The organism is Sporosarcina sp. NPDC096371 (assembly GCF_044762865.1).
Taxonomy (GTDB): Bacteria; Bacillota; Bacilli; order Bacillales_A; family Planococcaceae; genus Sporosarcina.
Genome location: NZ_JBIWFE010000006.1, coordinates 200,216 through 221,676 on the forward strand (window position 1 = coordinate 200,216; position 21,461 = coordinate 221,676).

General features: G+C 38.5%; 29 protein-coding genes, 2 pseudogenes and 1 riboswitch. Of the genes and pseudogenes, 10 read left to right on the forward strand and 21 right to left on the reverse strand.

Going from position 1 to position 21,461, the window contains the following annotated elements; all coding sequences use genetic code 11:
• Window positions 1–30: 30 nt before the first annotated feature.
• Window positions 31–447: a hypothetical protein gene (locus ACIQ0H_RS16650; RefSeq protein ID WP_403417075.1), complete on the reverse strand. Its 417-nt coding sequence runs from the start codon at window positions 445–447 to the stop codon at window positions 31–33.
• A 200-nt stretch (window positions 448–647) separates the two neighbouring features.
• The gene (locus ACIQ0H_RS16655; RefSeq protein WP_403417078.1) at window positions 648–1,850 is read right to left on the reverse strand and encodes an MFS transporter; all 1,203 of its coding nucleotides are present in this window, start codon (window positions 1,848–1,850) and stop codon (window positions 648–650) included.
• 192 nt (window positions 1,851–2,042) lie between these two features.
• Here ACIQ0H_RS16655 and ACIQ0H_RS16660 point away from each other — a divergent pair, with 192 nt between their 5' ends.
• Entirely contained in the window at window positions 2,043–2,219 is a 177-nt protein-coding gene (locus ACIQ0H_RS16660; protein WP_403417081.1) for a hypothetical protein, read from the forward strand.
• 137 nt (window positions 2,220–2,356) lie between these two features.
• Complete coding sequence (locus tag ACIQ0H_RS16665; RefSeq protein WP_403417082.1) at window positions 2,357–2,545, forward strand: hypothetical protein; 189 nt, start codon at window positions 2,357–2,359, stop codon at window positions 2,543–2,545.
• Between the two features lie 763 nt (window positions 2,546–3,308).
• Here the strand turns inward: ACIQ0H_RS16665 and ACIQ0H_RS16670 are convergent.
• From ACIQ0H_RS16670 to ACIQ0H_RS16680, 3 genes are all read right to left on the reverse strand, one after another.
• Window positions 3,309–3,887, reverse strand: a complete 579-nt coding sequence (locus ACIQ0H_RS16670) for a DNA-3-methyladenine glycosylase I (RefSeq protein ID WP_403417084.1) — start codon at window positions 3,885–3,887, stop codon at window positions 3,309–3,311.
• Between the two features lie 196 nt (window positions 3,888–4,083).
• Window positions 4,084–4,236 (reverse strand): hypothetical protein, encoded by a 153-nt coding sequence (locus ACIQ0H_RS16675; protein WP_403417086.1) that lies wholly within the window; start codon window positions 4,234–4,236, stop codon window positions 4,084–4,086.
• Window positions 4,237–4,396: 160 nt separating this feature from the next.
• A complete protein-coding gene (locus ACIQ0H_RS16680; protein ID WP_403417087.1) occupies window positions 4,397–4,639 on the reverse strand; it encodes a hypothetical protein in 243 nt (80 codons plus the stop codon).
• A 155-nt stretch (window positions 4,640–4,794) separates the two neighbouring features.
• Between ACIQ0H_RS16680 and ACIQ0H_RS16685 the strand changes: the two genes are divergently transcribed.
• The gene (locus ACIQ0H_RS16685) at window positions 4,795–5,415 is read left to right on the forward strand and encodes a hypothetical protein (RefSeq protein WP_403417089.1); all 621 of its coding nucleotides are present in this window, start codon (window positions 4,795–4,797) and stop codon (window positions 5,413–5,415) included.
• 217 nt (window positions 5,416–5,632) lie between these two features.
• On the opposite strand, the gene ACIQ0H_RS16690 is transcribed toward ACIQ0H_RS16685, so the two are convergent.
• The 3 genes and pseudogenes from ACIQ0H_RS16690 to ACIQ0H_RS16700 all read right to left on the reverse strand — a co-directional run bounded on the left by ACIQ0H_RS16690 (window position 5,633) and on the right by ACIQ0H_RS16700 (window position 7,340).
• The gene (locus ACIQ0H_RS16690) at window positions 5,633–5,812 is read right to left on the reverse strand and encodes a YolD-like family protein (RefSeq protein ID WP_403417092.1); all 180 of its coding nucleotides are present in this window, start codon (window positions 5,810–5,812) and stop codon (window positions 5,633–5,635) included.
• Window positions 5,813–7,071, reverse strand: a pseudogene (locus ACIQ0H_RS16695) (Y-family DNA polymerase).
• Window positions 7,071–7,340 carry a transcriptional regulator gene (locus ACIQ0H_RS16700; RefSeq protein ID WP_403417095.1) on the reverse strand — a complete coding sequence of 90 codons (270 nt, stop codon included), beginning with the start codon at window positions 7,338–7,340 and terminating at the stop codon, window positions 7,071–7,073. The pseudogene ACIQ0H_RS16695 and the gene ACIQ0H_RS16700 overlap by 1 nt, the downstream one beginning before the upstream one ends.
• 129 nt (window positions 7,341–7,469) lie before the next feature.
• Here ACIQ0H_RS16700 and ACIQ0H_RS16705 point away from each other — a divergent pair, with 129 nt between their 5' ends.
• Together ACIQ0H_RS16705 and ACIQ0H_RS16710 are read left to right on the forward strand one after the other, a co-directional pair.
• Complete coding sequence (locus tag ACIQ0H_RS16705; RefSeq protein ID WP_403417098.1) at window positions 7,470–7,829, forward strand: ribbon-helix-helix domain-containing protein; 360 nt, start codon at window positions 7,470–7,472, stop codon at window positions 7,827–7,829.
• 884 nt (window positions 7,830–8,713) lie between these two features.
• Window positions 8,714–9,058, forward strand: coding sequence for an ATPase (locus ACIQ0H_RS16710; RefSeq protein WP_403417101.1), 345 nt, complete (start codon window positions 8,714–8,716; stop codon window positions 9,056–9,058).
• 310 nt (window positions 9,059–9,368) lie between these two features.
• On the opposite strand, the gene ACIQ0H_RS16715 is transcribed toward ACIQ0H_RS16710, so the two are convergent.
• Complete coding sequence (locus tag ACIQ0H_RS16715) at window positions 9,369–9,986, reverse strand: HAD family hydrolase (protein WP_403417104.1); 618 nt, start codon at window positions 9,984–9,986, stop codon at window positions 9,369–9,371.
• A gap of 477 nt (window positions 9,987–10,463) precedes the next feature.
• Between ACIQ0H_RS16715 and ACIQ0H_RS16720 the strand changes: the two genes are divergently transcribed.
• A complete protein-coding gene (locus ACIQ0H_RS16720; RefSeq protein WP_403417107.1) occupies window positions 10,464–10,904 on the forward strand; it encodes a tyrosine-type recombinase/integrase in 441 nt (146 codons plus the stop codon).
• Window positions 10,905–10,924: 20 nt separating this feature from the next.
• Window positions 10,925–11,272 carry a tyrosine-type recombinase/integrase gene (locus tag ACIQ0H_RS16725; protein ID WP_483882540.1) on the forward strand — a complete coding sequence of 116 codons (348 nt, stop codon included), beginning with the start codon at window positions 10,925–10,927 and terminating at the stop codon, window positions 11,270–11,272.
• Between the two features lie 339 nt (window positions 11,273–11,611).
• Here ACIQ0H_RS16725 and ACIQ0H_RS16730 read toward each other — a convergent pair whose 3' ends face one another.
• The 9 genes from ACIQ0H_RS16730 to ACIQ0H_RS16770 all read right to left on the reverse strand — a co-directional run bounded on the left by ACIQ0H_RS16730 (window position 11,612) and on the right by ACIQ0H_RS16770 (window position 17,998).
• Complete coding sequence (locus ACIQ0H_RS16730; RefSeq protein ID WP_403417109.1) at window positions 11,612–12,112, reverse strand: DUF3231 family protein; 501 nt, start codon at window positions 12,110–12,112, stop codon at window positions 11,612–11,614.
• A gap of 201 nt (window positions 12,113–12,313) precedes the next feature.
• On the reverse strand, window positions 12,314–12,580 hold the full coding sequence (locus ACIQ0H_RS16735; RefSeq protein ID WP_403417112.1) for a YolD-like family protein: 267 nt from the start codon (window positions 12,578–12,580) through the stop codon (window positions 12,314–12,316).
• A 131-nt stretch (window positions 12,581–12,711) separates the two neighbouring features.
• Window positions 12,712–12,930: a YolD-like family protein gene (locus ACIQ0H_RS16740; protein WP_403417193.1), complete on the reverse strand. Its 219-nt coding sequence runs from the start codon at window positions 12,928–12,930 to the stop codon at window positions 12,712–12,714.
• Between the two features lie 9 nt (window positions 12,931–12,939).
• Window positions 12,940–14,199 (reverse strand): Y-family DNA polymerase, encoded by a 1,260-nt coding sequence (locus tag ACIQ0H_RS16745; protein ID WP_403417114.1) that lies wholly within the window; start codon window positions 14,197–14,199, stop codon window positions 12,940–12,942.
• Window positions 14,199–14,372, reverse strand: a complete 174-nt coding sequence (locus ACIQ0H_RS16750) for a transcriptional regulator (RefSeq protein WP_403417116.1) — start codon at window positions 14,370–14,372, stop codon at window positions 14,199–14,201. Before ACIQ0H_RS16750 ends, ACIQ0H_RS16745 begins: the two co-directional genes overlap by 1 nt.
• 181 nt (window positions 14,373–14,553) lie before the next feature.
• Window positions 14,554–15,264, reverse strand: coding sequence for a DUF418 domain-containing protein (locus ACIQ0H_RS16755; RefSeq protein ID WP_403417119.1), 711 nt, complete (start codon window positions 15,262–15,264; stop codon window positions 14,554–14,556).
• Window position 15,265: 1 nt separating this feature from the next.
• Entirely contained in the window at window positions 15,266–15,520 is a 255-nt protein-coding gene (locus tag ACIQ0H_RS16760) for a hypothetical protein (protein WP_403417122.1), read from the reverse strand.
• Between the two features lie 220 nt (window positions 15,521–15,740).
• A complete protein-coding gene (gene add, locus ACIQ0H_RS16765; protein ID WP_403417125.1) occupies window positions 15,741–16,733 on the reverse strand; it encodes an adenosine deaminase in 993 nt (330 codons plus the stop codon).
• 67 nt (window positions 16,734–16,800) lie between these two features.
• Window positions 16,801–16,899, reverse strand: a riboswitch (purine riboswitch).
• A 271-nt stretch (window positions 16,900–17,170) separates the two neighbouring features.
• The gene (locus ACIQ0H_RS16770) at window positions 17,171–17,998 is read right to left on the reverse strand and encodes a GNAT family N-acetyltransferase (protein WP_403417127.1); all 828 of its coding nucleotides are present in this window, start codon (window positions 17,996–17,998) and stop codon (window positions 17,171–17,173) included.
• Window positions 17,999–18,248: 250 nt separating this feature from the next.
• On the opposite strand from ACIQ0H_RS16770, the pseudogene ku reads away from it, so the two are divergent.
• The 3 genes and pseudogenes from ku (at window position 18,249) to ACIQ0H_RS16785 (ending at window position 20,061) form a co-directional block, all read left to right on the forward strand.
• Window positions 18,249–19,009: pseudogene (gene ku / locus ACIQ0H_RS16775) on the forward strand (non-homologous end joining protein Ku).
• Window positions 19,006–19,770, forward strand: a complete 765-nt coding sequence (locus ACIQ0H_RS16780) for an ATP-dependent DNA ligase (protein WP_403417130.1) — start codon at window positions 19,006–19,008, stop codon at window positions 19,768–19,770. Before ku ends, ACIQ0H_RS16780 begins: the two are co-directional and overlap by 4 nt.
• Window positions 19,771–19,830: 60 nt before the next feature.
• Window positions 19,831–20,061 carry a DUF3243 family protein gene (locus ACIQ0H_RS16785; RefSeq protein WP_403417132.1) on the forward strand — a complete coding sequence of 77 codons (231 nt, stop codon included), beginning with the start codon at window positions 19,831–19,833 and terminating at the stop codon, window positions 20,059–20,061.
• Window positions 20,062–20,119: 58 nt separating this feature from the next.
• Here ACIQ0H_RS16785 and ACIQ0H_RS16790 read toward each other — a convergent pair whose 3' ends face one another.
• From ACIQ0H_RS16790 to ACIQ0H_RS16800, 3 genes are read right to left on the reverse strand one after another with little or no spacing between them, the layout of a single operon-like run.
• Window positions 20,120–20,431, reverse strand: a complete 312-nt coding sequence (locus tag ACIQ0H_RS16790) for a peptidoglycan-binding domain-containing protein (protein ID WP_403417135.1) — start codon at window positions 20,429–20,431, stop codon at window positions 20,120–20,122.
• A 6-nt stretch (window positions 20,432–20,437) separates the two neighbouring features.
• Complete coding sequence (locus ACIQ0H_RS16795; RefSeq protein ID WP_403417137.1) at window positions 20,438–20,917, reverse strand: M23 family metallopeptidase; 480 nt, start codon at window positions 20,915–20,917, stop codon at window positions 20,438–20,440.
• The gene (locus tag ACIQ0H_RS16800) at window positions 20,917–21,318 is read right to left on the reverse strand and encodes a phage holin family protein (RefSeq protein WP_403417140.1); all 402 of its coding nucleotides are present in this window, start codon (window positions 21,316–21,318) and stop codon (window positions 20,917–20,919) included. Before ACIQ0H_RS16800 ends, ACIQ0H_RS16795 begins: the two co-directional genes overlap by 1 nt.
• Between the last annotated feature and the right edge of the window lie 143 nt (window positions 21,319–21,461).

The following is a 21,461-nucleotide window of genomic DNA, read 5'->3' on the forward strand; positions in this document are numbered from 1 at the left end:
TTCAAACCTATCGATTGGAACATTTTTCAATCAAATGAAAGGGATGTCCAACTTCATGAGGTCTTTCTGGTTAAAAGTTAAACCAGGTAACGTGAAGGTTGCTGCATCGATTGCAAACGTGTTGGCAATGACATTCGGACTTCCAGGATGAAAGATTCTAACTTCATAGTGGAATGGAGTAACGGCTTGGGTTATGGAGACGAATTGGTTCGGTAAAAGTGTGACTAATTGATTACGCAGAATGACCGGAGAGCCACTATTCCAGTTAATAACTTGTACCCTAACTTGAAAAGTCTTAGTTGGGTCGAAGTTAGCTAATTCAATATGAGCAGCTGTTTGACCAACAACAGTGTTTAATACACCGGTTGTTAATACCTCACGTTTAAACTTAGATGCTTGTCCACAACAGTTTGAGCGATGGCATGCCCCAGAACTAATATTATGCATATTCTCACCTCCTTTCATCTTTTATTTTCCTAGCACTACTAGTCTATTAAGAATATTGGACAATCCTTAGGCCATTGAACATGAGTTAGTCTGGAAATTTTTTCAAACGGGTAGCATAGCTATCCTTTCAAGCTAATCTGATTAACAAATTTCGAAAAAAATAAAAACGAACCTGGAAAGTAGCTCCAAGCTCGTTTCATTTAATATGTTTCTCGTTCTTTTTTATTACCAATCAAAAACGTCAAGATAAACATCATGACATACAACAACATCATAATGGCAAACGTATACTGATGATTCGCGGTCCAGTCAAAGACAAGGGCAATCAGTAGCGGCAATAATCCACCCATGATGAATCCACCTGTTTGCATCATCGCTGTCCACGCGCTTGCTTCCTCAGCGGTTTCTGTCTCATCCAGTGGCAACAGCAACGCAACTGGGAATAACCCGCCGAGTGGAATGCCCATGAAGAAAGCGCCTACCCACATCAGTGAGTGAATGCCCGTCCAGAATAAGATGATTGATGTCATCCCTGCAATGAGCATGAGTAATAACCAGAACTTTCGCCCAGGAAAACGTTGCATAAGCTGTGGCAGAAGAATATTTAAAAAGATTTGGACAGTCGTCATCACGCTGAGAAGTGTCCCCGCCTGTAACAAAGTCATGCCGGCAGAAGTTGCAATTGGGGCCAGCCATGTAATGATCGAAAAGAATGCAGATGATTGCAAGCCGAAAAATAATAAGAATAGCCAGGCTTTCCGAGATTTCCATGGAGACTTCACTTTTTTCCGTTGAGCTTTTACGATAACTGCATCAGTCTGGCGAACCTCAATTCGATTGGACATCGCTAAAACCCATGCAGCTAAGCCGATAAGCGCCAGCACAGACCAGATGCTTAAAGCAAATAAGTAGGATCCAGTCTTGTCAAAGAATACGGCTGTCAAGCCCGCGCTCGCTGCTGAACCAACCCCCATTCCGAATGAATAAATACCAATTACCGACGCTGCACGGTCAGGAAAGTATTGTTTAATCATTGCGGATAGAAGCGGACCCATCACGGCGATGGCAATTCCGGCAATAAGTGCAGTGCTTATAAGCACCGCATAACCTGGCATGAAGCCACGTAAAGCCGTCGTAAGCCCGATTAAGATAATCATCACGGTCATTGTTTGTCTTAAACCAAATGTCCGATTTAAAATCGGAGCCAACATGGCGAAAACGCCCATACAGATGACGGGAACAGCTGTTAGCAGACTGACTTGTGCATTGGATAAGGATAATTGTTCACGAATCGTTTCAAGCATTGGCCCGATAGATGTAATGGCCGGGCGCATATTAATAGATATCGCAAAGATCGCGAAGATCATGAAGACTGTATTTCGGTTGTTTCCTTTTTTGGACATACTCACTTTCCTTTCATTCGAATAAATTAGATGAATACTTCAGAAGTAATTACATAAGATTAACAAAAAGCATACCACTTTACCACCGTTTCTATATACTTTCCCTCACATCCTGTTATTTCATATAACTTATATATCAATTTTTAAATTGTATGCCATAATATCAAAAAACAAAAAAGGTAGGTGTACCCAATGGAGATTTTTGCTTTAATCCCAATCTTAATTATGTTTGTTATCTATCTTGCCGTACTTGGATTTACGATCTGGTTTTCAATTAGCCTGATTAATGCTCAAAAAGGACGAAACACAATCCTTAAAGAAATTTCAAACAAACTTAACATTATTGAGATTAGTAAAAAGGAAGAATGAACGATTCCTTTTTCACTAATTTTCATTACGTCCCCTTCCCTCTTCAAATGCACCATATACCTCGATTTTGAAAAGCAAAAACAGCCGGCATAAAACCTTCTATATGGAGCATATTAGGTCCTAGGAGGTGAACACTCATGAGTAAAAACAATAAAAAGACCATGAATGAAAGAACTCATAATGGCTTCGATCTCTACAAAAACAATAAAAACAGCAATAGCAACAATAATAACCTAAATGAAGAATTTGCTGAGGAATTTGATGCTAGTGCAAACAACAATGTTACTAGTCAAAACAATCAGCAACAACCCAATAAGAATAAATAATGGCATGAATGAAAGGAGAGAGCTGTTTAAGCTCTTTCCTTTTCCATTAAAAAAGCATTAGTGAAAAGCTGCAATGGTTTAAGCAGTTTTTCGGTAATTTAATTAGCTATTTATCGAGTAAAATAAGAACAATACCCTTATGAGTTCCGTTGATTAGCTAGCCTTTTCAGCAACCACTCGATACGAACCTAGCCGCCTCTCCGACTTCACCCATTCGAGCAAAAAGAACAACCCATCCATTTTCCCTCCACTGCCAAATACTTCTACGTTTATTCATGATCTAGTTCGTTAACACTGGCTATATCACAAGATGACTGTGATAAAGACTGCTGATTGATTGTAATCAGCGGTCTTTTCATGAACTTTAAACATAGTTAGTGAAAATATTCAACGATGCCAGCCTTCTGGATGAATAGGGCGAATGCTATCATTTGTAGTTGTCTGAAACCCCGAGAGCATAAGATTTTTTGCTACTATGGGATAAGACGTGCTGTGGTGTCAGTCATTTTTAGTCGGAAGTATTTTCTTCTAACAAACCCTGATTTAACTGTTTTTATCGGTTATTTGTGGAAAACATCATATCGCATTTACAAGCAATGAAATGCATCCATCTGGGGGACGTTTGGGGGAATTATAAAAACGTAGATAGGCGCACATCAAAAAGAGAAACAGCCACCCTCACTATGTGAGTTGGCGGCTGTTTTTATGTACTGAAGATAAGCTGTTTAATAAAAGCACCTCGACGGGTGTGAAAGTAAAGGTATTAGTTCAACATCGAGTGTCGATAACAATCTACAAGATGATCATTAACCATTCCTATTGCCTGCATGTATGCATAAATGGTTGTAGAGCCTACAAATTTGAATCCTAGTTTTTTTAAGTCCCTACTTATTAAATCTGATAATTTCGTCGACGTAGGAACATCCGATATTTTAGTCCATTTATTTTTAATCGGCTCATGATTCACGTAATTCCATAAAAAAGAATCTAAGCTCCCATACTCATCAATTAAAGATAAATACGCATTAGCATTAGTAATAACAGCACTAACTTTTAACTTATTCCTGATAATACCTGGATTACTCAAAAGTTCATCTATCTTGTCTTGATTATACTTCGCAATTATCTTAGGATCAAAAAAATCAAAGGCCTCATTTATTGTTTCGCGTTTTTTCAAAATTGTTATCCAGCTTAAGCCCGCCTGTTTACCTTCTAAAATAAGTAGCTCAAACAGTTTATTCTCGTCATGAACGGGAACCCCCCACTCATTATCATGATATTCTCTTTCAAATGTATTCGTATCAGCCCAACTACATCTACTAAATGGAATTTCATTACTCATTAGAATCACAACCTTACTCTCATAATATATTTGTCCGAAAATTCATTCACATGCATTTCTAACACTCGGAATAAACAGCTTTGATTTCCCTCAATATATAACCATCCCACATGACAATATTCGCCAAGAAAGGGGGTAAATCCTCTAAATAATAAAAAGCACCTCCGAAGAGATGCTTGAATTCATATAATGCCAATTACGGATAGTAGCATTTTCCGTTATTAGTACATATAGGCCTAGGACCATCACCTTCGCTAACGTTTTGATCACCTGCTCCTGTAGCAAAAGATAAACTTAGTAGTAACAGAGTTCCTGTAGCTACTGACAATAGCGTCTTCTTCTTTTTCATAATTCCCCCCCTCCATTTAGCTAGTTATTCAGCTTGCAAAAGTTATATTATGCATCGTTTTCTAAATACTCTTTTATTTTCCGTAATTACTTTTAAACTGCTCGGACGCTGCTGCCGACCAAAATCCTATGCACATCATAAACCACATCGTCAACACTCCTTATGTATTCTCATATGTATCGGGGCTGTAGGAAGTGTCTGGTCGCTCGGACGCAAGTAGCACCGTTATTTTATTATTGTCATGCGCCTTTGTGTCCCCGAACATAGACCCACCACCAAACGCCTCCTCCGCATACCTCTCGAACCATCCACATATTGCCGTTTTGGATATATCCAGTCCGTATGGCTCGGTTACTTTCGTCCCATTATTCCCTGCGTCCACCCCTAGTATTAAACCGTTCATTTCGTCATCCTCTCCATTGATGGATATGTTGATTGTTGGGGACTTTATTGTAAATAGGTGGAGAAAGGTTGACTAGCTTTTTAGAGTCCACATATTGCCACTTTATCCACAACGCAGTAAGATTGAACTATAAGAAAATATCAGGAGTGAATTCAATGAGCGAGAAGAAAACGAGTGATAAAAAAACGCCCCCTAAAAAATGGTGGCTTATTGGAATTGTCACTTTCATCGTTATAGGGGTAATCTTATCGCCGCCAGAAGAAGAAAACCCAGCTGAGATCGCGGACGATGTAGCAGTAGAATCAGCGAAGAAAGATGCAGATGTTAAATTAAATGAGGAAAAAGGGAATAAGGCAATTGCGAAACTTACATCTCCTGTTACTGCAATAAAAACACCACCTTCAGCAACATTAATTGAAATCAATACTTCCGTTTTCGAATACGCTAAAAAAATTAAGTTGACTGGCGCTATAGACATAAACCCGCACGTCACTGTAATGATTGATATGAGCGAAGATTTGCCTCCTGGATTAGCAACTCAGAACGTTGTCCAGCAGTCATATTATTTCATCCAACAAGATGACGTTAAATCCGCTAATACAGTAACAATCATTGTTAAGCAAGCCGAGAAAAAGATTGCTCAATACACAATTAATACAGAGAAGTTTAAGCCGAATGATGATGAGCCGATGGCTAAAATTGTGATTGCTGCTTCCAAAATCGACTCTATGACAGACGAAGTAAAAGAGTTTGGTAAGACAATCGGTATTTGGTGAATAGAACAATTATCTAAATAAAAACAACGACCTTTCCATAATCGGATTGGTCGCTTTTTTAATACATACTATCCACTTTAATAATGTCCATGACTGGTATTCGAATGTGACCAAACGGGCCTTCCACAGAGATTAAACATAACCTGTAATCAAGTTCCGATATTTCCCCGACGTACAATACCGTCTTCCCGTTTCTCCATGTTGTTACTTTTGCATCTCACTGGCGCTTGTGGGCTAATTCAATCTCCATCTGTATTGCTTCCAGTTCCCATTCGTCAATTTCCGGCCGCTCGATATAGTTATCCTTGGCTTTCCATGCTTTTATCTCGACGTTATGCTCCTTCAACATCATGCCTCGCCATTTGATATTCCCTCTATCTTTAATCACGCCTGTCACCTATCCTTTATGCCCGCCGACTAATTCCGACAGTTTGATTGCTGTACCTGCATCCGCGAGTGACACTGCCCGTAATATCGCGGTAGAGCCAAAGCGATTTCGGATGTTGTCCATCACTGAGCCCATTGCCCGATCACGCCAATTATCCTTTTCGAACAGACTCAGCTGTATTGATTGTTCATTTTCGAGCTTTGTTATCGATAGCGATATTTGACGTACTTGTCGATTGTAGTAGTTCTCGCTTAATAACCCTTTGCAGATAGCATAAATTTTCATTGTCTCGTTCGTAGCTTCATTAATAGTGCGCGACCGCTGGAAGCCCCCGCCAAGGGCATTCTTACTGTATCAATTCCAAGTGATATAGTACGTCCCGCCTTACTTGCATTTCTTGCCCTCTTGGCTACATCTTCACACATTTCCAATAGTACTGCTCTGACTTCTGCTATCGTGTTATAGTCTCGCATCAATATTTGCCTCTTACCATAGCTGACTTGGCCTTCCGGCATCGGCGCACCTACTTCCGACAGGTCGATCCCCCATGCGTGATGATACAACTGATTGCCCAGCACGCCAAAGCGCTTCTCTAATTGTTGCAAGTCAAAGTTCGCCAAATCTCCCACGCTGACTATTCCCATATCGTTTAAGGATTTTTCTGTTTGACGACCGATTCCCCACATTTCTGAAAGTGGTGAAACTGGCCATAATTTTGTTTGAACATCGTCATAAGTCCATTTAGCGAAACCTGTTTTTTTGCCCTGCAGGTCTAAACAAAGTTTAGCGAGTAACATATTCGGTGCCAAACCTGCTGCGGACGGCAAATTTAACGTTTCAAAGATTTCTTTTTGAATTTTTTTAACGGTTTACGCAGGATTTCCCCATAGCTTCTCAGTACCTGTAAGGTCAATGAACGATTCATCGACTGAATAGACATGAATAGCCTCGGCCGGAACGTATTTGTGGAGAATTTTCGTGATAGACATCGACATTTCGAGGAAGTATACCATTTTAGGCTCAAACAATCGGATTTCGGGGTGGTGTGGGATTTCATACAAACGATTACCTGTCTTTATTTTGAACCGCTTTTTCATTGCTGGTGATGCCGCTAATACGACACTTCCGCGTTGCTTTAGATTGCCGACAATTGCAATTGGCACTTTACGAACATCCAAATTGTGTAGTGACGCCATGCAGCTGGCATAAAAACTCATCATATCGATGCAGGCGATTTGTTTGTTTGGGAATTTGCTGTAGTCGAACATTAAATAGCATCCCTTTCTTTTTCGATGACGGGAACAAGCGCTAAAATATTGTCAATGGTAAATGTTCGTTTGGTTCCGCGATGGTAGCAATACGCTCGAAATGATACCTCGCCAACCTGCAGCACCTTGATTCGTCTTTGACTAATTGTTCCGTCTTTCGCTAAATACATCATATCCAATAAACCTCCATAACTTACCGACTCGACCAACATTTTAAGCACACTCGTTCCCGTATTTGTTCCTAGTATACAGAATGAACGTTCCCACATGAAGAGTTATACACAGAGGCCTTTCGAATCACATTATAAAATTTTCAGAATATGTATAGACACGTATATACGTTAGTGGTATATTTATTACAGACAGAAAATACCAACACGAACTAGGAGGGTGTTAATTTGAAAACAGAAAACATCATGGTACGCGTACCTTCTGATTTAAAAAAAGATTTCATGGATATTATGGACACCAAACACGTTAACGCATCTGCTTTGATTCGAAGTTGGATTGAAGAATACATTAAAGAAAACAAGGAGGAAAAGACAATGTGGAAATTTGAAAACTATATGGTTCACAAAGAAACGGACTTATTGCGATTTGAGAACAATGATGGTGTCATCATCGGTTACGTACAACTGAATGACTACGACGAAATCGAGGATTTGAACAACGGCGCGAATCCAATCGAAGAGGGTTGGATGGACGGTAACGGAAATACTATCAATATAGATGGTTGGGGTGGCGATGAGGAAGCGTAAAGATTTAACAAGTATTTAAACACGTTGTGGATGCAAAGCGTGTGTAGTTTAATCCGCACCAAAATAAATGTGCGCCTTACATCGGGTTTAAAAGTAAACAAATTGCCCTTAGTTACTTTGACCTTCTTGAGGATACAAAACCAGCACTTAAAGCCGGAGAAGAAAAATATCACAGGCCATATTTAAACAATTTGCAAAAAGCGACCGCTCAATTAAGAGTAGTCGCATTTTGCATGTGCGTAATACGGACAAAAAAAGACCGTCAATAGACGATCTCCTCTTCTTCAACTAAAGCACGCCGTTCGTTGAAGATGGTTTGCGAATTAACTTCATAAGATTAATCCGCAAACCATCGCATAAGCCTAAATCAAAATCCCCTGCGAAAGTCAGTTCTGCGACCTTCTGCAACTTTGCTATAAAAAGTACATAGCTTTGTTTGAACTGAACCATTTACACTGTTTCAGTATCAGTGATGATAGCTTCTTCCAAGATAACTTCCAGCTCTTTAATCTCGTTAATTCACTTAACAATGAGTTCTCCTAACCGGTGTTATGTCTACTAAAGATGAATCGAATATGCATTTATATATCGCTAGAAGATAAGTATCCATCAAGGATTTCATTAAGCAATAGTAGAATGATTTAATAATCCTCTCTCAGCAAATTTTTATATCAAAAAAAACAAGCCTCTTGGCATCAATAAAGGTTTCGGATCGCTCATATAGGATGGCTTTCAGATCTCCCTTTGATAAGTTGTCTATTAATCAATTCATATATTTTTATAGCAAGTTGATTAATCCGTTTAGAGCATTAATAGAATCCTGAATACAATAATTACATAATCTGCAGATTATAAATCTTTTAATGTGGGGAGGTGTATTTTAAATGCCTTTAACAACTGGACCAATTGAAAATATGGGAAATCAACCTGCCAATGCAACTACTGTTCGAGTCAAGATCCTCAATCGTACTGGAGGTGAACTTACCGGGGTAGTTAGAGTTTTCAGACTTAATGGGACAAGACGATTACTTTCATCAGCTAACTTTAACGTTCGTGCTAATGCTTCTGGTTTTGTAACCCTTAGTTTAGTGGGAGGAGCGTCTCAATATGAAACTGAAATTGTTCCTAATCAAACCGGTGGATTATATTCTGCCTACGGAAGAACAGCTTCAGGTGTTGTTATTACTGCTCAACGGGTTTTGCACTCAGAATTAGTGCAAATTCTTTAGTTTTAAAAAGAGATTTCAAAGGTTAAAATCGGTTTTAAAGGGCTGCGCCTAAGTCAATCATTTTATCGACTTTTGGGACAGCCCCTTCTTTTTTTATGTCGTATTTTGGTTCGCTGCAGTACAGTTCCTCAATTTAAACATTGCACTCAACCACCTATACATTACGCGACCACTCAATTAAGAGTAGTCGCCTTTTCCATGTGCATAATAAGGGCAAAAAAGACCTTCAATAGACGATTCCCTGTTGTTCGACTAAAGCGCCCGTTTTTTGAAGCTATTTATGTTCAATTTTACTTATCTCTTTTTTCAGCTATATTATATTTAAAATATCTTTAGGCTCATTTAACACATAATCTGCTGATTCAAAACCTTTAGTTGTTTTAGAACCCCATAAAGCAAGGGCAAACTTCACCCCAGCACTATTCGCACATTGCATATCATATATTGAATCTCCAATGTATATTGCTTCATTTTTAGTAGCATTCACCCCCTCTAAGCAAACTAATAGAGGTTCAGGATGTGGTTTGTGGTTTTCAGTATCATTTGCACAAATAGTGTGTTCGAAAAAGGAACTCAATCCAAATGGTTCAAATTCATCAATTAATTCTTGCTTTGTTTTAGATGTCACAATACCTGTTTTGATGGGACTCTCTGATAAAACTTTAATAATTTCTTTTAAATCCTTAAATATTTGTACTTCTTGCGAAAATTCTAATACAGTCTGTGACCACTTTGGATGTACACGTTCCACATCAATCACATTAAGTCTGCGCAATGTTTCTTTTCCTGGTATTCCTAAAGCGAATCTTAAATCCTCTAATTGATAATATTCACCTTCTTCTCTCAGGACTTTCTGGAGAGATTTTAAAATAGCTTTTTCTGTATCTAAAATGGTTCCATCAACGTCAAAAATCACACATTCAAACAATTTTATTCCTCCTTTCAATGGCTCATTTGTGGAACAAAAGTCAAACAACACTCTTCAACTAAACTTCATGTTAATGATATTACTGCACCATAATTACCCAATTACAAGGCATTAAAAACACCTTACATACGATGTTGCTACTTCAGGTTATGTGTTCCTACAGGATACTAGTCCATGCTTGATTGAAAGTGGTTAGATATCGCCATTAAGACAAAAGCCTTCCGCCGATAAGTATATTAGAAATCGTATCCCCAGCATTGAAGTTCTAGCTGTTGAGTCCGCAGGCATCAGCTTCATAACATGTTCCTCCAACTACCGCAGCTTTTATTCCATTGGCCAAGCAGCTATTGTCTCCATAATAGGTATCCGCGGCAACTCCCACTTCCACTGGAATCCTAGCGAATGGCCTACGGGGGTCAAATCCTTTAGTTTTGACGTAACCGTTTGTTGGCCCGTTCAGATAGCTAAGTTGCTCATATGGAGAGAGTTAAAATCGATTTGATTAACGGTAATGTCAAACAGGTCGATAATTCGAATTTAACCGTCGCTGAATGGATAGATATATGGTTTGCCGCCCATGAAAATGATTTGGAAATCACCACTCACCTGCAGCGTGAACAGGCAATCAGGCTTAATATCGCGGTTATTGCTGTCGTTGAAGATGATAAGAAAAATGCTAACTTCTTGAATCCAGCAGAACTGAAGCAATTTTTAGTTTTTGCTAAGGATCATGAATGTATCACAACTAACTCAATCATATTAACTTTAGCCTACACAGGCATGAGAAGAGGAGAAGCAATCGGATTGCGGTGGGATTATATAGACTTCGATAAAAAGACCATATCAATCAAACGTACCCGAGACGAATACGGGGCGCGTAAACCTAAAACAAAGAACAGTAACCGCAGAACTTTATAGCGGACGTCCTATTTAACCAATTGAAAGCATATAGAATATGGTGTAAAAAAATAATGTTAACTTACGGGAAGCGATGGACAGAGTCCGACTATGTATTTATCACAGACAGAGGAGCAAACCCTGTCAGCGTTAAATCTGTATGCGAACCAATAGAACGGATTATCAAGAAGTCCAGAATAAAACGCATCACACCACATGGGCTTCGACATACGCATGCAACTATATTGATTAGTAAGGGAGTCCCTCTCCCAACTGTCGCAGATCGTTTGGGCAACACCCCAGAAATGATTCTAAGAATTTATGGACATACTTTAAAAAAGCTTGAAGTTGAATCAGTAAAAATTTTCAATGATGCACTAAATTTTTAGTTTTGGGGACGATTTGGGGGACATTCTTAATTTTGCAACTCCAAACCCTTATAACATAAGCTTTCTTGCTTCTGCGTTTTATTAAGTGCTATACTTTCCGGTCGTCACGTATAACTTTTTCCAAGTCAACAAACATGATAACAGCAACGCTTAGTCGGGTAGAACGTCACGCCACAACATTCAAGATAAATCGTTTAAAGTCTTTTAAGCGCGTGCAGTTGGGGGACGTATTGGGGGCTTTATAAAAAAGCGGACAGGCGCATGACTATTCAAACGAAAACAGCCACCCTCTATTTAATAGAAGGTGGCTGTTTTTTTCATCAGGCTTCTGTCACTTTCCTACGGACTCACTTGAAGAGGAGGTGGAATAATCCAACCTTTTTCTTTATTTAATTCCAATAGTTTACCACCAAACATCGCTCTTTCTAAATGGAACTTACCAAACATAACTGCAATATCTTTTCGTAAACACTGCCCCATAACTTGGCTACATGACACTAGTCCTTGACCGACATTAATGGAAACTGCACCACTAATTTCCGGGTCCATGAAGCGTGCGCCTGCAGGGATATCACTAGCATTAGCCTTTGGTCGTTCGGGCAAGGTCGGAGGCAAAGCAATACCGTTTGCTTTTAGTAACTTTCCGACTTCTTTTGTTTCAGATTGCATCATCTGAATCGACTCTTTCAATAGGGCAATTAAATCTTTATCTTCCGCATGATTTATAAATGCTTCATAGGCACTTATCAAGCCATTATTCGCTCCGATAAATGCCCAAACCCCAATCACTTCTCCATAATGCATTGGTTCATTTTCAGGGTTTCCACTTAATATTCCCACGTAAACACTCCTTTTGATATCATAAAAGATTTTTCATCCGTATTATGGGTAATTAGAAAATTTCTATACATTAAGCATTGTTTTAATTACAAATAAGTGGTGACATGGAAGGTTTGAGTAGTATGTAATATATTTTGATGATGCAGTAAAACAAAACAACGACCTTTCCCTTTTATGGATCGGCCGCTTTTCCCTGTTCAATTATTTAATACCTACAATTGAATTGATGTTGATTTTCGTGGTCTCAAAGTTAGCGTACAGGGATAGTGTGCCAGTTTGGGAATCGGCTTTTACCACTACCCCTCTAAACGATTCGTGACGCTTACGATGGAATATCGAGATTTCTACTTCGTTTTTAAACTCTAACGCATCCTCAATCTTTTCTCCGATTTCTTGGTAGTCATACTCGGTTAGTTGTGGTCCTGGTACACTTCTATTAACTTTCTTTGGTTTCGGTATTGCTGTCATTCTCATCTTCCTCTCTGTTTTATTCTGCTATATATACCCCTACAATGTTCACCATCGGCATGTTATCCCTTCCGAACGGGCTATTCACTGAGATGCACATGGTCCGTGTATTGATGTCCGTTATGATTCCGCTATAAAAAATTGATCTTCCCTTTTTCCCAATACTTTACGTTAGCAACGCATTGCCGTCTGTGAGCCACTTCTATTTCATACTGCATCGCTTGCAGGTCCCACTCGTCTAGCTCTGGACGTTCAGTGTAGTTATCCTTGGCTTTCCAGGATTTCATCTCGACGTTATGTTCCGTCAGCATCATGCCCTGCCATTTAATAATCCCTCTATCTTTAATCATACCTGTCACCTATCCTTTATGCCCTCCGACTAGCTCGGAGCGTTTAATTGCTGTGCCGGCATCAGTTAATGATATTGCCCGTAATATCGCCGTAGAGCCAAATCGGTTTCGGATGTTGTCCATTACTGAGCCAATTGCCCGATCGCGCCAATTATCTTTTTCGAACAGACTCAGCTGTATTGATTGTTCATTCTCGAGCTTTGTTATCGATAGCGATATTTGACGTACTGGACGATTGTCGTAGTTTTCACTCAGCAATTCTTTGCAGATAGCGTAAATTTTCATTGTCTCGTTCGTTGCTTCATTAATAGTGCGCGACCGCTGGAAGCCGCCGCCGAGAGCATTTTTACTGTATCCGATTCCAAGTGATATAGTACGTCCTGCCTTACTTGCATCTCTAGCCCTCTTCGCTACGTCTTCACACATTTCTAAGAGTACTGCTCTGACCTCTGCTATCGTGTTATAGTCTCGCATCAATATTTGACTCTTACCATAGCTGACTTGACCTTCAGGCATCGGTGCGCCTACTTCTGACAGGTCGATTCCCCATGCGTGATGATACAACTGATTGCCCAGTACGCCAAAGCGTGTCTCTAATCGTTGCAAGTCAAAGTTCGCCAAATCTCCCACGCTGACTATTCCCATATCGTTTAAGGATTTTTCTGTTTGACGACCGATTCCCCACATTTCTGAAAGTGGTGAAACTGGCCATAATTTTGTTTGAACGTCGTCATAAGTCCATTTAGCGAAACCTGTTTTTTTGCCCTGCAGGTCTAAACAAAGTTTAGCGAGTAACATATTCGGTGCCAAACCTGCTGTGGACGGTAAATTTAACGTTTCAAAGATTTCTTTTTGAATTTTTTTAACGGTTTGCGCAGGATCTCCCCATAGCTTCTCAGTACCTGTAAGGTCAATGAACGATTCATCGACTGAGTAGACATGGATAGCCTCGGCCGGAACGTATTTGTGGAGAATCTTCGTGATAGACATCGACATTTCGAGGAAGTATGCCATCTTAGGCTCAAATAATCGGATTTCGGGGTGGTGTGGGATTTCATACAAACGATTACCTGTCTTAATTTTGAACCGCTTTTTCATCGCTGGTGATGCGGCTAATACGACACTACCGCGTTGCTTTAGATTGCCGACAATCGCGATTGGCACTTTTCGAACATCCAAACTGTGAAGTGATGCCATGCAGCTAGCATAAAAACTCATCATATCGATGCAGGCGATTTGTTTGTTTGGGAATTTGCTGTAGTCGAACATTAAATAGCATCCCTTTCTTTTTCGATGACGGGAACAAGTGCTAAAACATTGTCGATGGTAAATGTTCGTTTGGTTCCGCGAAGGTAGCAATACGCTCGAAATGATACCTCGCCAACCTGCAGCACCTTGATTCGTCTTTGACTAATTGTTCCGTCTTTCGCTAAATACATCATATCCAATAAACCTCCATAACTTACCGACTCGTTCAATATTTTAAGCGCATTTGTTCCCCTCCTAGTTTCCAGTGTACAGAATGAATGTTCGTATGTAAAGTAAATAAAAAGACCATCAATAGACGATCTCCTGTTGTTCAACTAAAGCACCAATTAGTTTAAGTACATTTATTCACCATGTTTACTTCTTAAGTTTAGGTACAGCCATATACGTTCCTGTTCTCCATAGCCATTCTAATGGCCCAAAATTAAAATATCTCATCCATATGTTTGAAAATATAATTTGCACAGTCAATATAAGCACGCTATAAATAATAGCCTCTTCAGTCGTCGTAACTAACGAAGCAATAATTAAAACGCCAAAAATTGTCTGCATAATATAGTTTGTAAGCGACATCCGACCGTATGAAACTAAGCTCATACAAAACTTGTAGACTTTTTTATGCTCTAAAAGAAGCAACACACCAGTAATATACATTAGGCCCAAAATACTTGCGAAAAAAGTGAAGTTTAATAGGTATATTATCTGTAAACTTAATATACCTATCGATGCAATAGCGGTACTTATAAATACTTTTCGTATCAATGGCTTCTTTGTTTTTAAATCAAACAAGCCTAAATCAAATAATACGTAACCCAACAACAATTGACCTAACGTTTGCGCAACAAAAAATACACCTAATAAATCACTAGGAATATTAAAGCCCGTAAACAGATGAACTATAGTGTATACGTCCACAAATAACGTCAAAAACAATGCGCAACCAAAAATGAAATTTTTATTTAAACGAATTAAAGGTAACATTATTGTACCTATCACTGCATACCCCATCAATACATCGGGTGCTGAGAACATAACGTTTATTATTCCAAACATAAATAACAAAATCATTCTACGGAAGTAAGTCCAAATACTTAACACCTTTTTTTAGGCGGGAGAGAAAAATATTTGCCCCAACTCCAAAGAGAAAAGCGAAATTAAAATGAAATTTACTATGTACAAATAGACCTGTGTTTATTCCGTAAAAAGAATCTTGTAAATTTTTGTATGCTTCTTCTGAAATAAAAGAGTTAATGTTAATTAAGAAAATCCAGATAATAGCTAACCCTCTAATAATATCTATAGAGTAAATTCTTCCTACAATCATTTTGCATGTAAATCCTCCAATAAAATATTGTGATAACGTGCCCCTTTAGTTCAATAAAGAAAAAGAGCTGTCTAAGCAGCTCAATGATCTTTAAGTAAAGCACCTGTTAGTTTAAGTACACTTCTTCACAATCTGTTAATATTACAAAAATTTATTTTTATGGTAATTAAAAAAATGTTCGAGTACGGGGACTCTTTTTGTTGCTAAGTCTAATTTCCTTTTAATATTGTGCTAAGCACCATTCTTTAGTTTCTTGGTCGGCAAAGGATGCTTCAACACTATTTAAATAAATTTGCCGGTAATCTTCTTCGCTTAGGTTAAATTCTTTGTTAACTAAATGGATTTCTTTTTCCATTGTAGTATCAGATACTGTTCTGTTATCTGTATTAAATGTCACTTTTAATCCATCTTTATGAAACTTATAAATCGGATGTTCAGAATAATGATGAACAGCTTTCGTTTGGACATTACTTGTTGGACACATTTCAAGCACTACCTGTCTTTCTTTCACAAGCTTATAAGCCTCGGCACAATCTTTAATAAATACTCCGTGTCCTATTCTTTCAGCACCCAACAGTTCAATAGCTTCTAAAACGTTTTTACCAATTCCCGTTTCACCGGCATGAATAGTGACTCTGTAGCCATATACTTTGGCTAATGCGATTGGATCTACGAATCTTTCACAAAAGCCTTCTTCTTCGGATGCACATAGGTCAATTGCCACTACACCTTTTCCAAGGAACTTTTCCCCCTTTTCAACCACCTCAAATGCGCTTTCTACAGACATCGTCCTCATGCAAGACAGAATTACATTTCCCTTTATTTCGTAACAGCTTTCAGCTTCCCTCATCCCATCTATAACCGATTGAATAACTTCTTCAACACCAAGACCTTTTAAAGTGTGAAGTAACGGGGCAAATCTGACTTCTAAATATTTCACATTTTCCCTTGTTGCATTCTCAAATAGCTCAAAAGTAATTCTTCTTAAGTTCTCCTTGGACTGCATGACCAAATTAGGAAGAGAAAATCTTTTTAGATACTCATCAAGGGATTCACATTCTATCGGAGCAATCAGCTCCTTTTGTAGTTCATCCTGATCAAAAGAGGGTAACTGAATACCTTCCTTCTGGGCAATATCGATAATAGTTTCAATCCTAAGGCTTCCATCCAAATGACAGTGCAGTTCAATTTTTGGCAATGCTAAAAAGTTCATTTTTGACCTCCTGAAATAAATTTTTAGATTAAAATACAGCAAAAAATTCCTGACTACGAAGAAAATACAAATCTTGTACTTTCTTCGTAATCAGGAATTTCGGTTCCTGGTAGAGACCTCCAAACCATATTATTGGAGTTATACGAAGTTTTATTAAATTCATTAACGTTTTTTAATGATAATAAAAAACGTTAAAATTGTCAATATGGTGCCTAACACCAATAAATCATTTTGTTTATTGTAAAAGCATATTCTACAATAAAAATTATTATTTGCCTTCTTCAACAAACCTGCTGCGTTAGTTCAAGAAGGAAAAAGAGCTGCCTAAGCAGCTCAATGATCTTCAAGTAAAGCACCCGTTCGTATTATAAGGTCAACCAGAAATATCTGGCTGACCTTATAATACGAAAGCCCCTGTTAGTTGAAGTGAAAATTACTTAAAAGGAAAAATCATACCCTATATAGTTAAATACATTTTTGAATCCTATATTTTCTGCAACTGCAATAGACGGCTTGTTTGATTCCATACAATCCCAATACGGAACAATATTATTATTTAGACAATCGTTTACGAAAGATTTAGCTATTTTTTGTGCTAACTTTTTACCTCGATATCCTTCTGTAGTTTCAATGGCTACAGCGTGTACATTTCCAACGACAAAACCTGAAAAACAAATACTTACAATCTCATCTTTATAAATCATACAATATCCTATACCTACACTAAAGAACGTTTCAGAAGAAGACCAAAACTCTAAAATTTGGGAGTGTAAAAATTCAATGTTTTTTATTGAGTAATCATTGTTTTCAAAGAGGGTTTCACAAATTTTCGCTACCTTATATCCTTGTTCAACGGCAAGTTCAGAGTTGCATTTATAATCATCCTTTTGTATCGTATATACCCTCTGATTCCAACTTCCTAATTTACGACTTTTAAGCACTTTTTCAATTGTTGTATTCCATTTTCTGTGATTACCAATACCTTCAAACCAAGTTAATCCAACTTTTATTGCTTCCGGTATGATTATATTATCAATAAAATTGTTTAATTCATTATTAAACCCTTCATTTTTTTCATCCCCAATAAAGATAAAGCCATCATTATTACCTAACCAAATAAGTCCAGAAGTAGGGTGATCAATATCATCTACAAATACACGACCTGGATTTACTCCTTCAATTATTGCCTTTGCTTCCAATTGACCTTGCTCATATAACAAATCTTTACACTTATAGAATTCAAACTTTTTTAACTCTGAAATCATACGCTTCACTCCCCACCTAACACTTATTCGATACCATTACAAAAAACCTTCTTGTTCAACTAAACTGCACCGTTAGTTGAACAAGAACAGGTCACTCCCAATAATTTGATCATCATACTATTGTTCGGCACTTTAAATTCGAATACCTCTTTGATTCGACAAACAAAAAAAGGTGACCTCCCCATTGCGGACTAGTCGTTTTTTGTATTAGAACATATCGCAATGGCAATAATGTTAATGAGGTGATTAAATACACACAGTTTGGAAAGGTGCTATAACGTTTGGACTTGTGACAATTCCCGTTAAACTACATGCGGCAACCGAGGATAAGGGTATCAAATTAAGACAGATTCACGATAAATGTAAGAAGCCAATTAAACAGGAAAAAGTATGCCCTATATGCAATGAAGATGTAGATGACCTGGTTAAAGGGTACGAGTATGCACTGACCGTTTTGTTTTAATTACGGATGCTGAAATAAAGGGACTGAAGAGTGATATAGAAGAAAAGGCTGTAGATATTGTAGAATTTGTCAAACTAAAAGTAATTGATCCAGTTTATTTTGACAAGACGTACTATCTGGCAGCCGATAGCAATGGTTCGAAAGCATACGCACTATTGCGGGAATCACTCGCGAAGTCGAAGTAAATCGGAATAGCGAAAATCACTATACGGTCTAAAGAAAGGCTTGCAGCAGTCCGTGTTCTCAATGATCATCTAGTTTTAGAAACTCTACACTTTCCAGATGAAGTTCGTAGTACAGTTGACCTTCCACAGATTGAAAACGTCAAATTGACAGCTAAAGAAAAAGAAATTGCCTTATCCCTAATAGAGCAATTAACAGCAGAGTTTGATCCGACTAAATATCAGGATGAATATCGTGTTCGCCTAGAAAAGTTAATTAAGAGTAAAATACCTAAGAATGCTGAACAACCATCAAATGTTGTTAATCTAATGGACGCTATGGAGCGTAGTATTGCATCGATTAAGGAACAGAAAAAACGCGCATGAAGCTAGTTAAGCCAATGCTTCTGGGGTATCAAGAGGAAGTTAGATCGGACGATGGATGGTTATATGAGCCGAAATTTGACGGAATCCGTTTGTTGGTAGGTAATGATCGATCATATACTCGTCACGGTACTATTACGACAAGTCGCTTCCCTGAACTTGTTTTCGGTGGTCAAGAAGTCTTAATTGACGGCGAGTTAATTGCATCAGGCACTAATGCTCCGGATGACTTTGCAGGATCCATGTCTCGCTTTAGCGGGAATAAGGAACAACCTATTTCACTAACAGCATTTGACATTCTAATTTATAAGAATAAATCCGTTATCCACTTCCCAATCGAAGAAAGAAAAGCGTTACTAACAGAATCTTTATCCATAATTGACTCACCATACATTAACCTTGTACCTTATGTGTATACCGAGGGTGAAGCCCTTTGGAATGTAATGAAAGAGAACAAAATGGAAGGCATGGTTGGTAAGCGATTGGGGTCGACATACGTGCCTGGCACACGTTCAAACAATTGGCGAAAAATTATTAATTGGAGTTATCACGATGTAGTTGTGTCAAAGGTCACTTTTCGTCCTCTGGCTGTTCAATTGGAAAGTATTGAAGGAGAGTATATAGGTAGCTCTACAATTGGATTTACTAAGGAGATAAGAAGCAAGTTGAATTCGATGAACCCACCTTTTCTTGTTGCTGTTAAGTCTAGGGGATGGAATAGTGGAGGAAAATTACGTTTGCCACAGATATTAGAAATTAAATAGAAGGGTATCTAGTACTTTTACTTTTTTTACAATAACCATTTCAAAGGAGTGTTAATCTACATGCTTTCAGATAAAGTTGAGTTAGGCGAAAACATGGGGTTAAGTGTAGAAAAACTTGCTAACACTACAGAATTAGATTCAAATTTTTCCGCCGAAAACAAAGAGCCTGACAACAGGGAATTGAAAATGTTAAAGGAGCTTTTGAAATCAGGCTCTAAAGACGAACAACATTTGCTTGCCCAAGCACTATTGGAAATGGTAGCCTTAGATTCTGATAAACTTATTTACTAAAGATATAATACAAAAAAGGCGACCGCTCCACAATGGAATGGATGCCTTTTCTTTGTCCTTATTTTTTCAATATGCGATCCATGAGCTCAAGCATTGCCCATACTTCTTGTCTGGTTATCGGTCGACGCGGATAAGTCCCATCTGAAATCTCGCTTGCCTTTACGAAGTCTTGTCCAGTTTGAAAAGATTTATCGGCACGTGCTTCTTTGTCCTCCAAGACTTCTTCCTCCTTTTTAGGTGGCGCTGATTCGACAGGCATTTTTAACTTTCCAATTGTAGCAGGTCCTGCTTTGCCGTCCACTGGTAATATATTCTTCTTTTGAAAATCCCTTAACGCACCGTCTGTAGTAGCTCCGAAATGACCCTCCATAGTTAACTAGTATCCATGTTTGTTTAACAGCCATTGCAATTCTTCAACGTCAGAACCTATTGCTCCAAGCGCCGGAACAGTTGTGATGTATTTCATTGGATCTACTGCGTTAGGTTGACCTGTCGCCCAACGTCCTACATGAATTTCAAAGTGCAGATGTTGCCCTGTAGAACTACCGGTGTTACCCATACGTCCGATTTTCCGCCCTTGCTTAACTTTCTGGCCGACATTAACGTCATACGAATGTAAATGGGCGTAGTTAGTTTCGTACGTCTTGCCATTAATCGTGTGGAGGACCATAACTACATTGCCGTATGTTCCGAGTACACCAACACGAGATACCGTTCCGTCTGCTGCAGCATAAATCGGGACGTTTCCTGACTGCGCTAAATCGACACCCTGGTGCCATGATTTTTTTTTGCTAATAGGATGGGTACGCCAGCCGAATGGGCTTGTCAACCTACCGATACATGGTCTTGCGAACATTACTTTTTACCACCTTTCAACACTTCAATTGCACCCTGGATTTGTTCGGGTACTGGAAGTCCGATCTTACCTGCGTTTTCGGTAATGCTCAAAATCTCGTTTACCGCGTAAAACACAATAACCATCGTCATGACTATTTGGGATGACTCGAATCCACTTTCATTTAACAGTAGGTCTATTAAATGGGCCACGGCGACCATCGCAAAGATAAACACCTTTCGTGCAATGCCTATCCATCCCGTCTTACTTTTCAAACCACCATCAAGCACACCGGCGGTCATACCTGTAACATAGTCAATAATAATTAGCGTAAATAATATAGTCAGTAGGGCGCTCCATTCTCCGTAAAGCAAAGTCAAAATCCCTGCAAAAAATGATGGTACGAATTTTAGATATTCCATTTAAACATCTCCCATTTCTGATTTTTTGTATTAAAAAAGAACGCCCGATGGACGTCCATAGTTGATATTTATTGTATTTACTACCGTCAAGTTTGTTCCAATTGCAAAACACTCCTCTCACATATTTATTTCAGAAATAAATA

Excerpts from the sequence above, each read along its gene's own strand:
- ACIQ0H_RS16770 (WP_403417127.1), bottom strand. The coding sequence starts at position 17,998 with ATGATTTCAGAGTTAAAAAAGTTTGAATTCTATAAGTGTAAAGATTTG.
- ACIQ0H_RS16740 (WP_403417193.1), bottom strand. The coding sequence starts at position 12,930 with ATGATTAAAGATAGAGGGATTATTAAATGGCAGGGCATGATGCTGACG.
- add (WP_403417125.1), bottom strand. The coding sequence starts at position 16,733 with ATGAACTTTTTAGCATTGCCAAAAATTGAACTGCACTGTCATTTGGAT.
- ACIQ0H_RS16670 (WP_403417084.1), bottom strand. The coding sequence starts at position 3,887 with ATGAGTAATGAAATTCCATTTAGTAGATGTAGTTGGGCTGATACGAAT.
- ACIQ0H_RS16650 (WP_403417075.1), bottom strand. The coding sequence starts at position 447 with ATGCATAATATTAGTTCTGGGGCATGCCATCGCTCAAACTGTTGTGGA.
- ACIQ0H_RS16760 (WP_403417122.1), bottom strand. The coding sequence starts at position 15,520 with ATGATTGTAGGAAGAATTTACTCTATAGATATTATTAGAGGGTTAGCT.
- ACIQ0H_RS16750 (WP_403417116.1), bottom strand. The coding sequence starts at position 14,372 with ATGATGTATTTAGCGAAAGACGGAACAATTAGTCAAAGACGAATCAAG.
- ACIQ0H_RS16755 (WP_403417119.1), bottom strand. The coding sequence starts at position 15,264 with ATGATTTTGTTATTTATGTTTGGAATAATAAACGTTATGTTCTCAGCA.
- ACIQ0H_RS16685 (WP_403417089.1), top strand. The coding sequence starts at position 4,795 with ATGAGCGAGAAGAAAACGAGTGATAAAAAAACGCCCCCTAAAAAATGG.
- ACIQ0H_RS16785 (WP_403417132.1), top strand. The coding sequence starts at position 19,831 with ATGCTTTCAGATAAAGTTGAGTTAGGCGAAAACATGGGGTTAAGTGTA.
- ACIQ0H_RS16795 (WP_403417137.1), bottom strand. The coding sequence starts at position 20,917 with ATGTTCGCAAGACCATGTATCGGTAGGTTGACAAGCCCATTCGGCTGG.
- ACIQ0H_RS16665 (WP_403417082.1), top strand. The coding sequence starts at position 2,357 with ATGAGTAAAAACAATAAAAAGACCATGAATGAAAGAACTCATAATGGC.
- ACIQ0H_RS16700 (WP_403417095.1), bottom strand. The coding sequence starts at position 7,340 with ATGTGGGAACGTTCATTCTGTATACTAGGAACAAATACGGGAACGAGT.
- ACIQ0H_RS16780 (WP_403417130.1), top strand. The coding sequence starts at position 19,006 with ATGAAGCTAGTTAAGCCAATGCTTCTGGGGTATCAAGAGGAAGTTAGA.
- ACIQ0H_RS16790 (WP_403417135.1), bottom strand. The coding sequence starts at position 20,431 with ATGGAGGGTCATTTCGGAGCTACTACAGACGGTGCGTTAAGGGATTTT.
- ACIQ0H_RS16720 (WP_403417107.1), top strand. The coding sequence starts at position 10,464 with ATGGAGAGAGTTAAAATCGATTTGATTAACGGTAATGTCAAACAGGTC.
- ACIQ0H_RS16800 (WP_403417140.1), bottom strand. The coding sequence starts at position 21,318 with ATGGAATATCTAAAATTCGTACCATCATTTTTTGCAGGGATTTTGACT.
- ACIQ0H_RS16675 (WP_403417086.1), bottom strand. The coding sequence starts at position 4,236 with ATGAAAAAGAAGAAGACGCTATTGTCAGTAGCTACAGGAACTCTGTTA.
- ACIQ0H_RS16660 (WP_403417081.1), top strand. The coding sequence starts at position 2,043 with ATGGAGATTTTTGCTTTAATCCCAATCTTAATTATGTTTGTTATCTAT.
- ACIQ0H_RS16655 (WP_403417078.1), bottom strand. The coding sequence starts at position 1,850 with ATGTCCAAAAAAGGAAACAACCGAAATACAGTCTTCATGATCTTCGCG.
- ACIQ0H_RS16710 (WP_403417101.1), top strand. The coding sequence starts at position 8,714 with ATGCCTTTAACAACTGGACCAATTGAAAATATGGGAAATCAACCTGCC.
- ACIQ0H_RS16735 (WP_403417112.1), bottom strand. The coding sequence starts at position 12,580 with ATGACAGCAATACCGAAACCAAAGAAAGTTAATAGAAGTGTACCAGGA.
- ACIQ0H_RS16745 (WP_403417114.1), bottom strand. The coding sequence starts at position 14,199 with ATGTTCGACTACAGCAAATTCCCAAACAAACAAATCGCCTGCATCGAT.
- ACIQ0H_RS16680 (WP_403417087.1), bottom strand. The coding sequence starts at position 4,639 with ATGAACGGTTTAATACTAGGGGTGGACGCAGGGAATAATGGGACGAAA.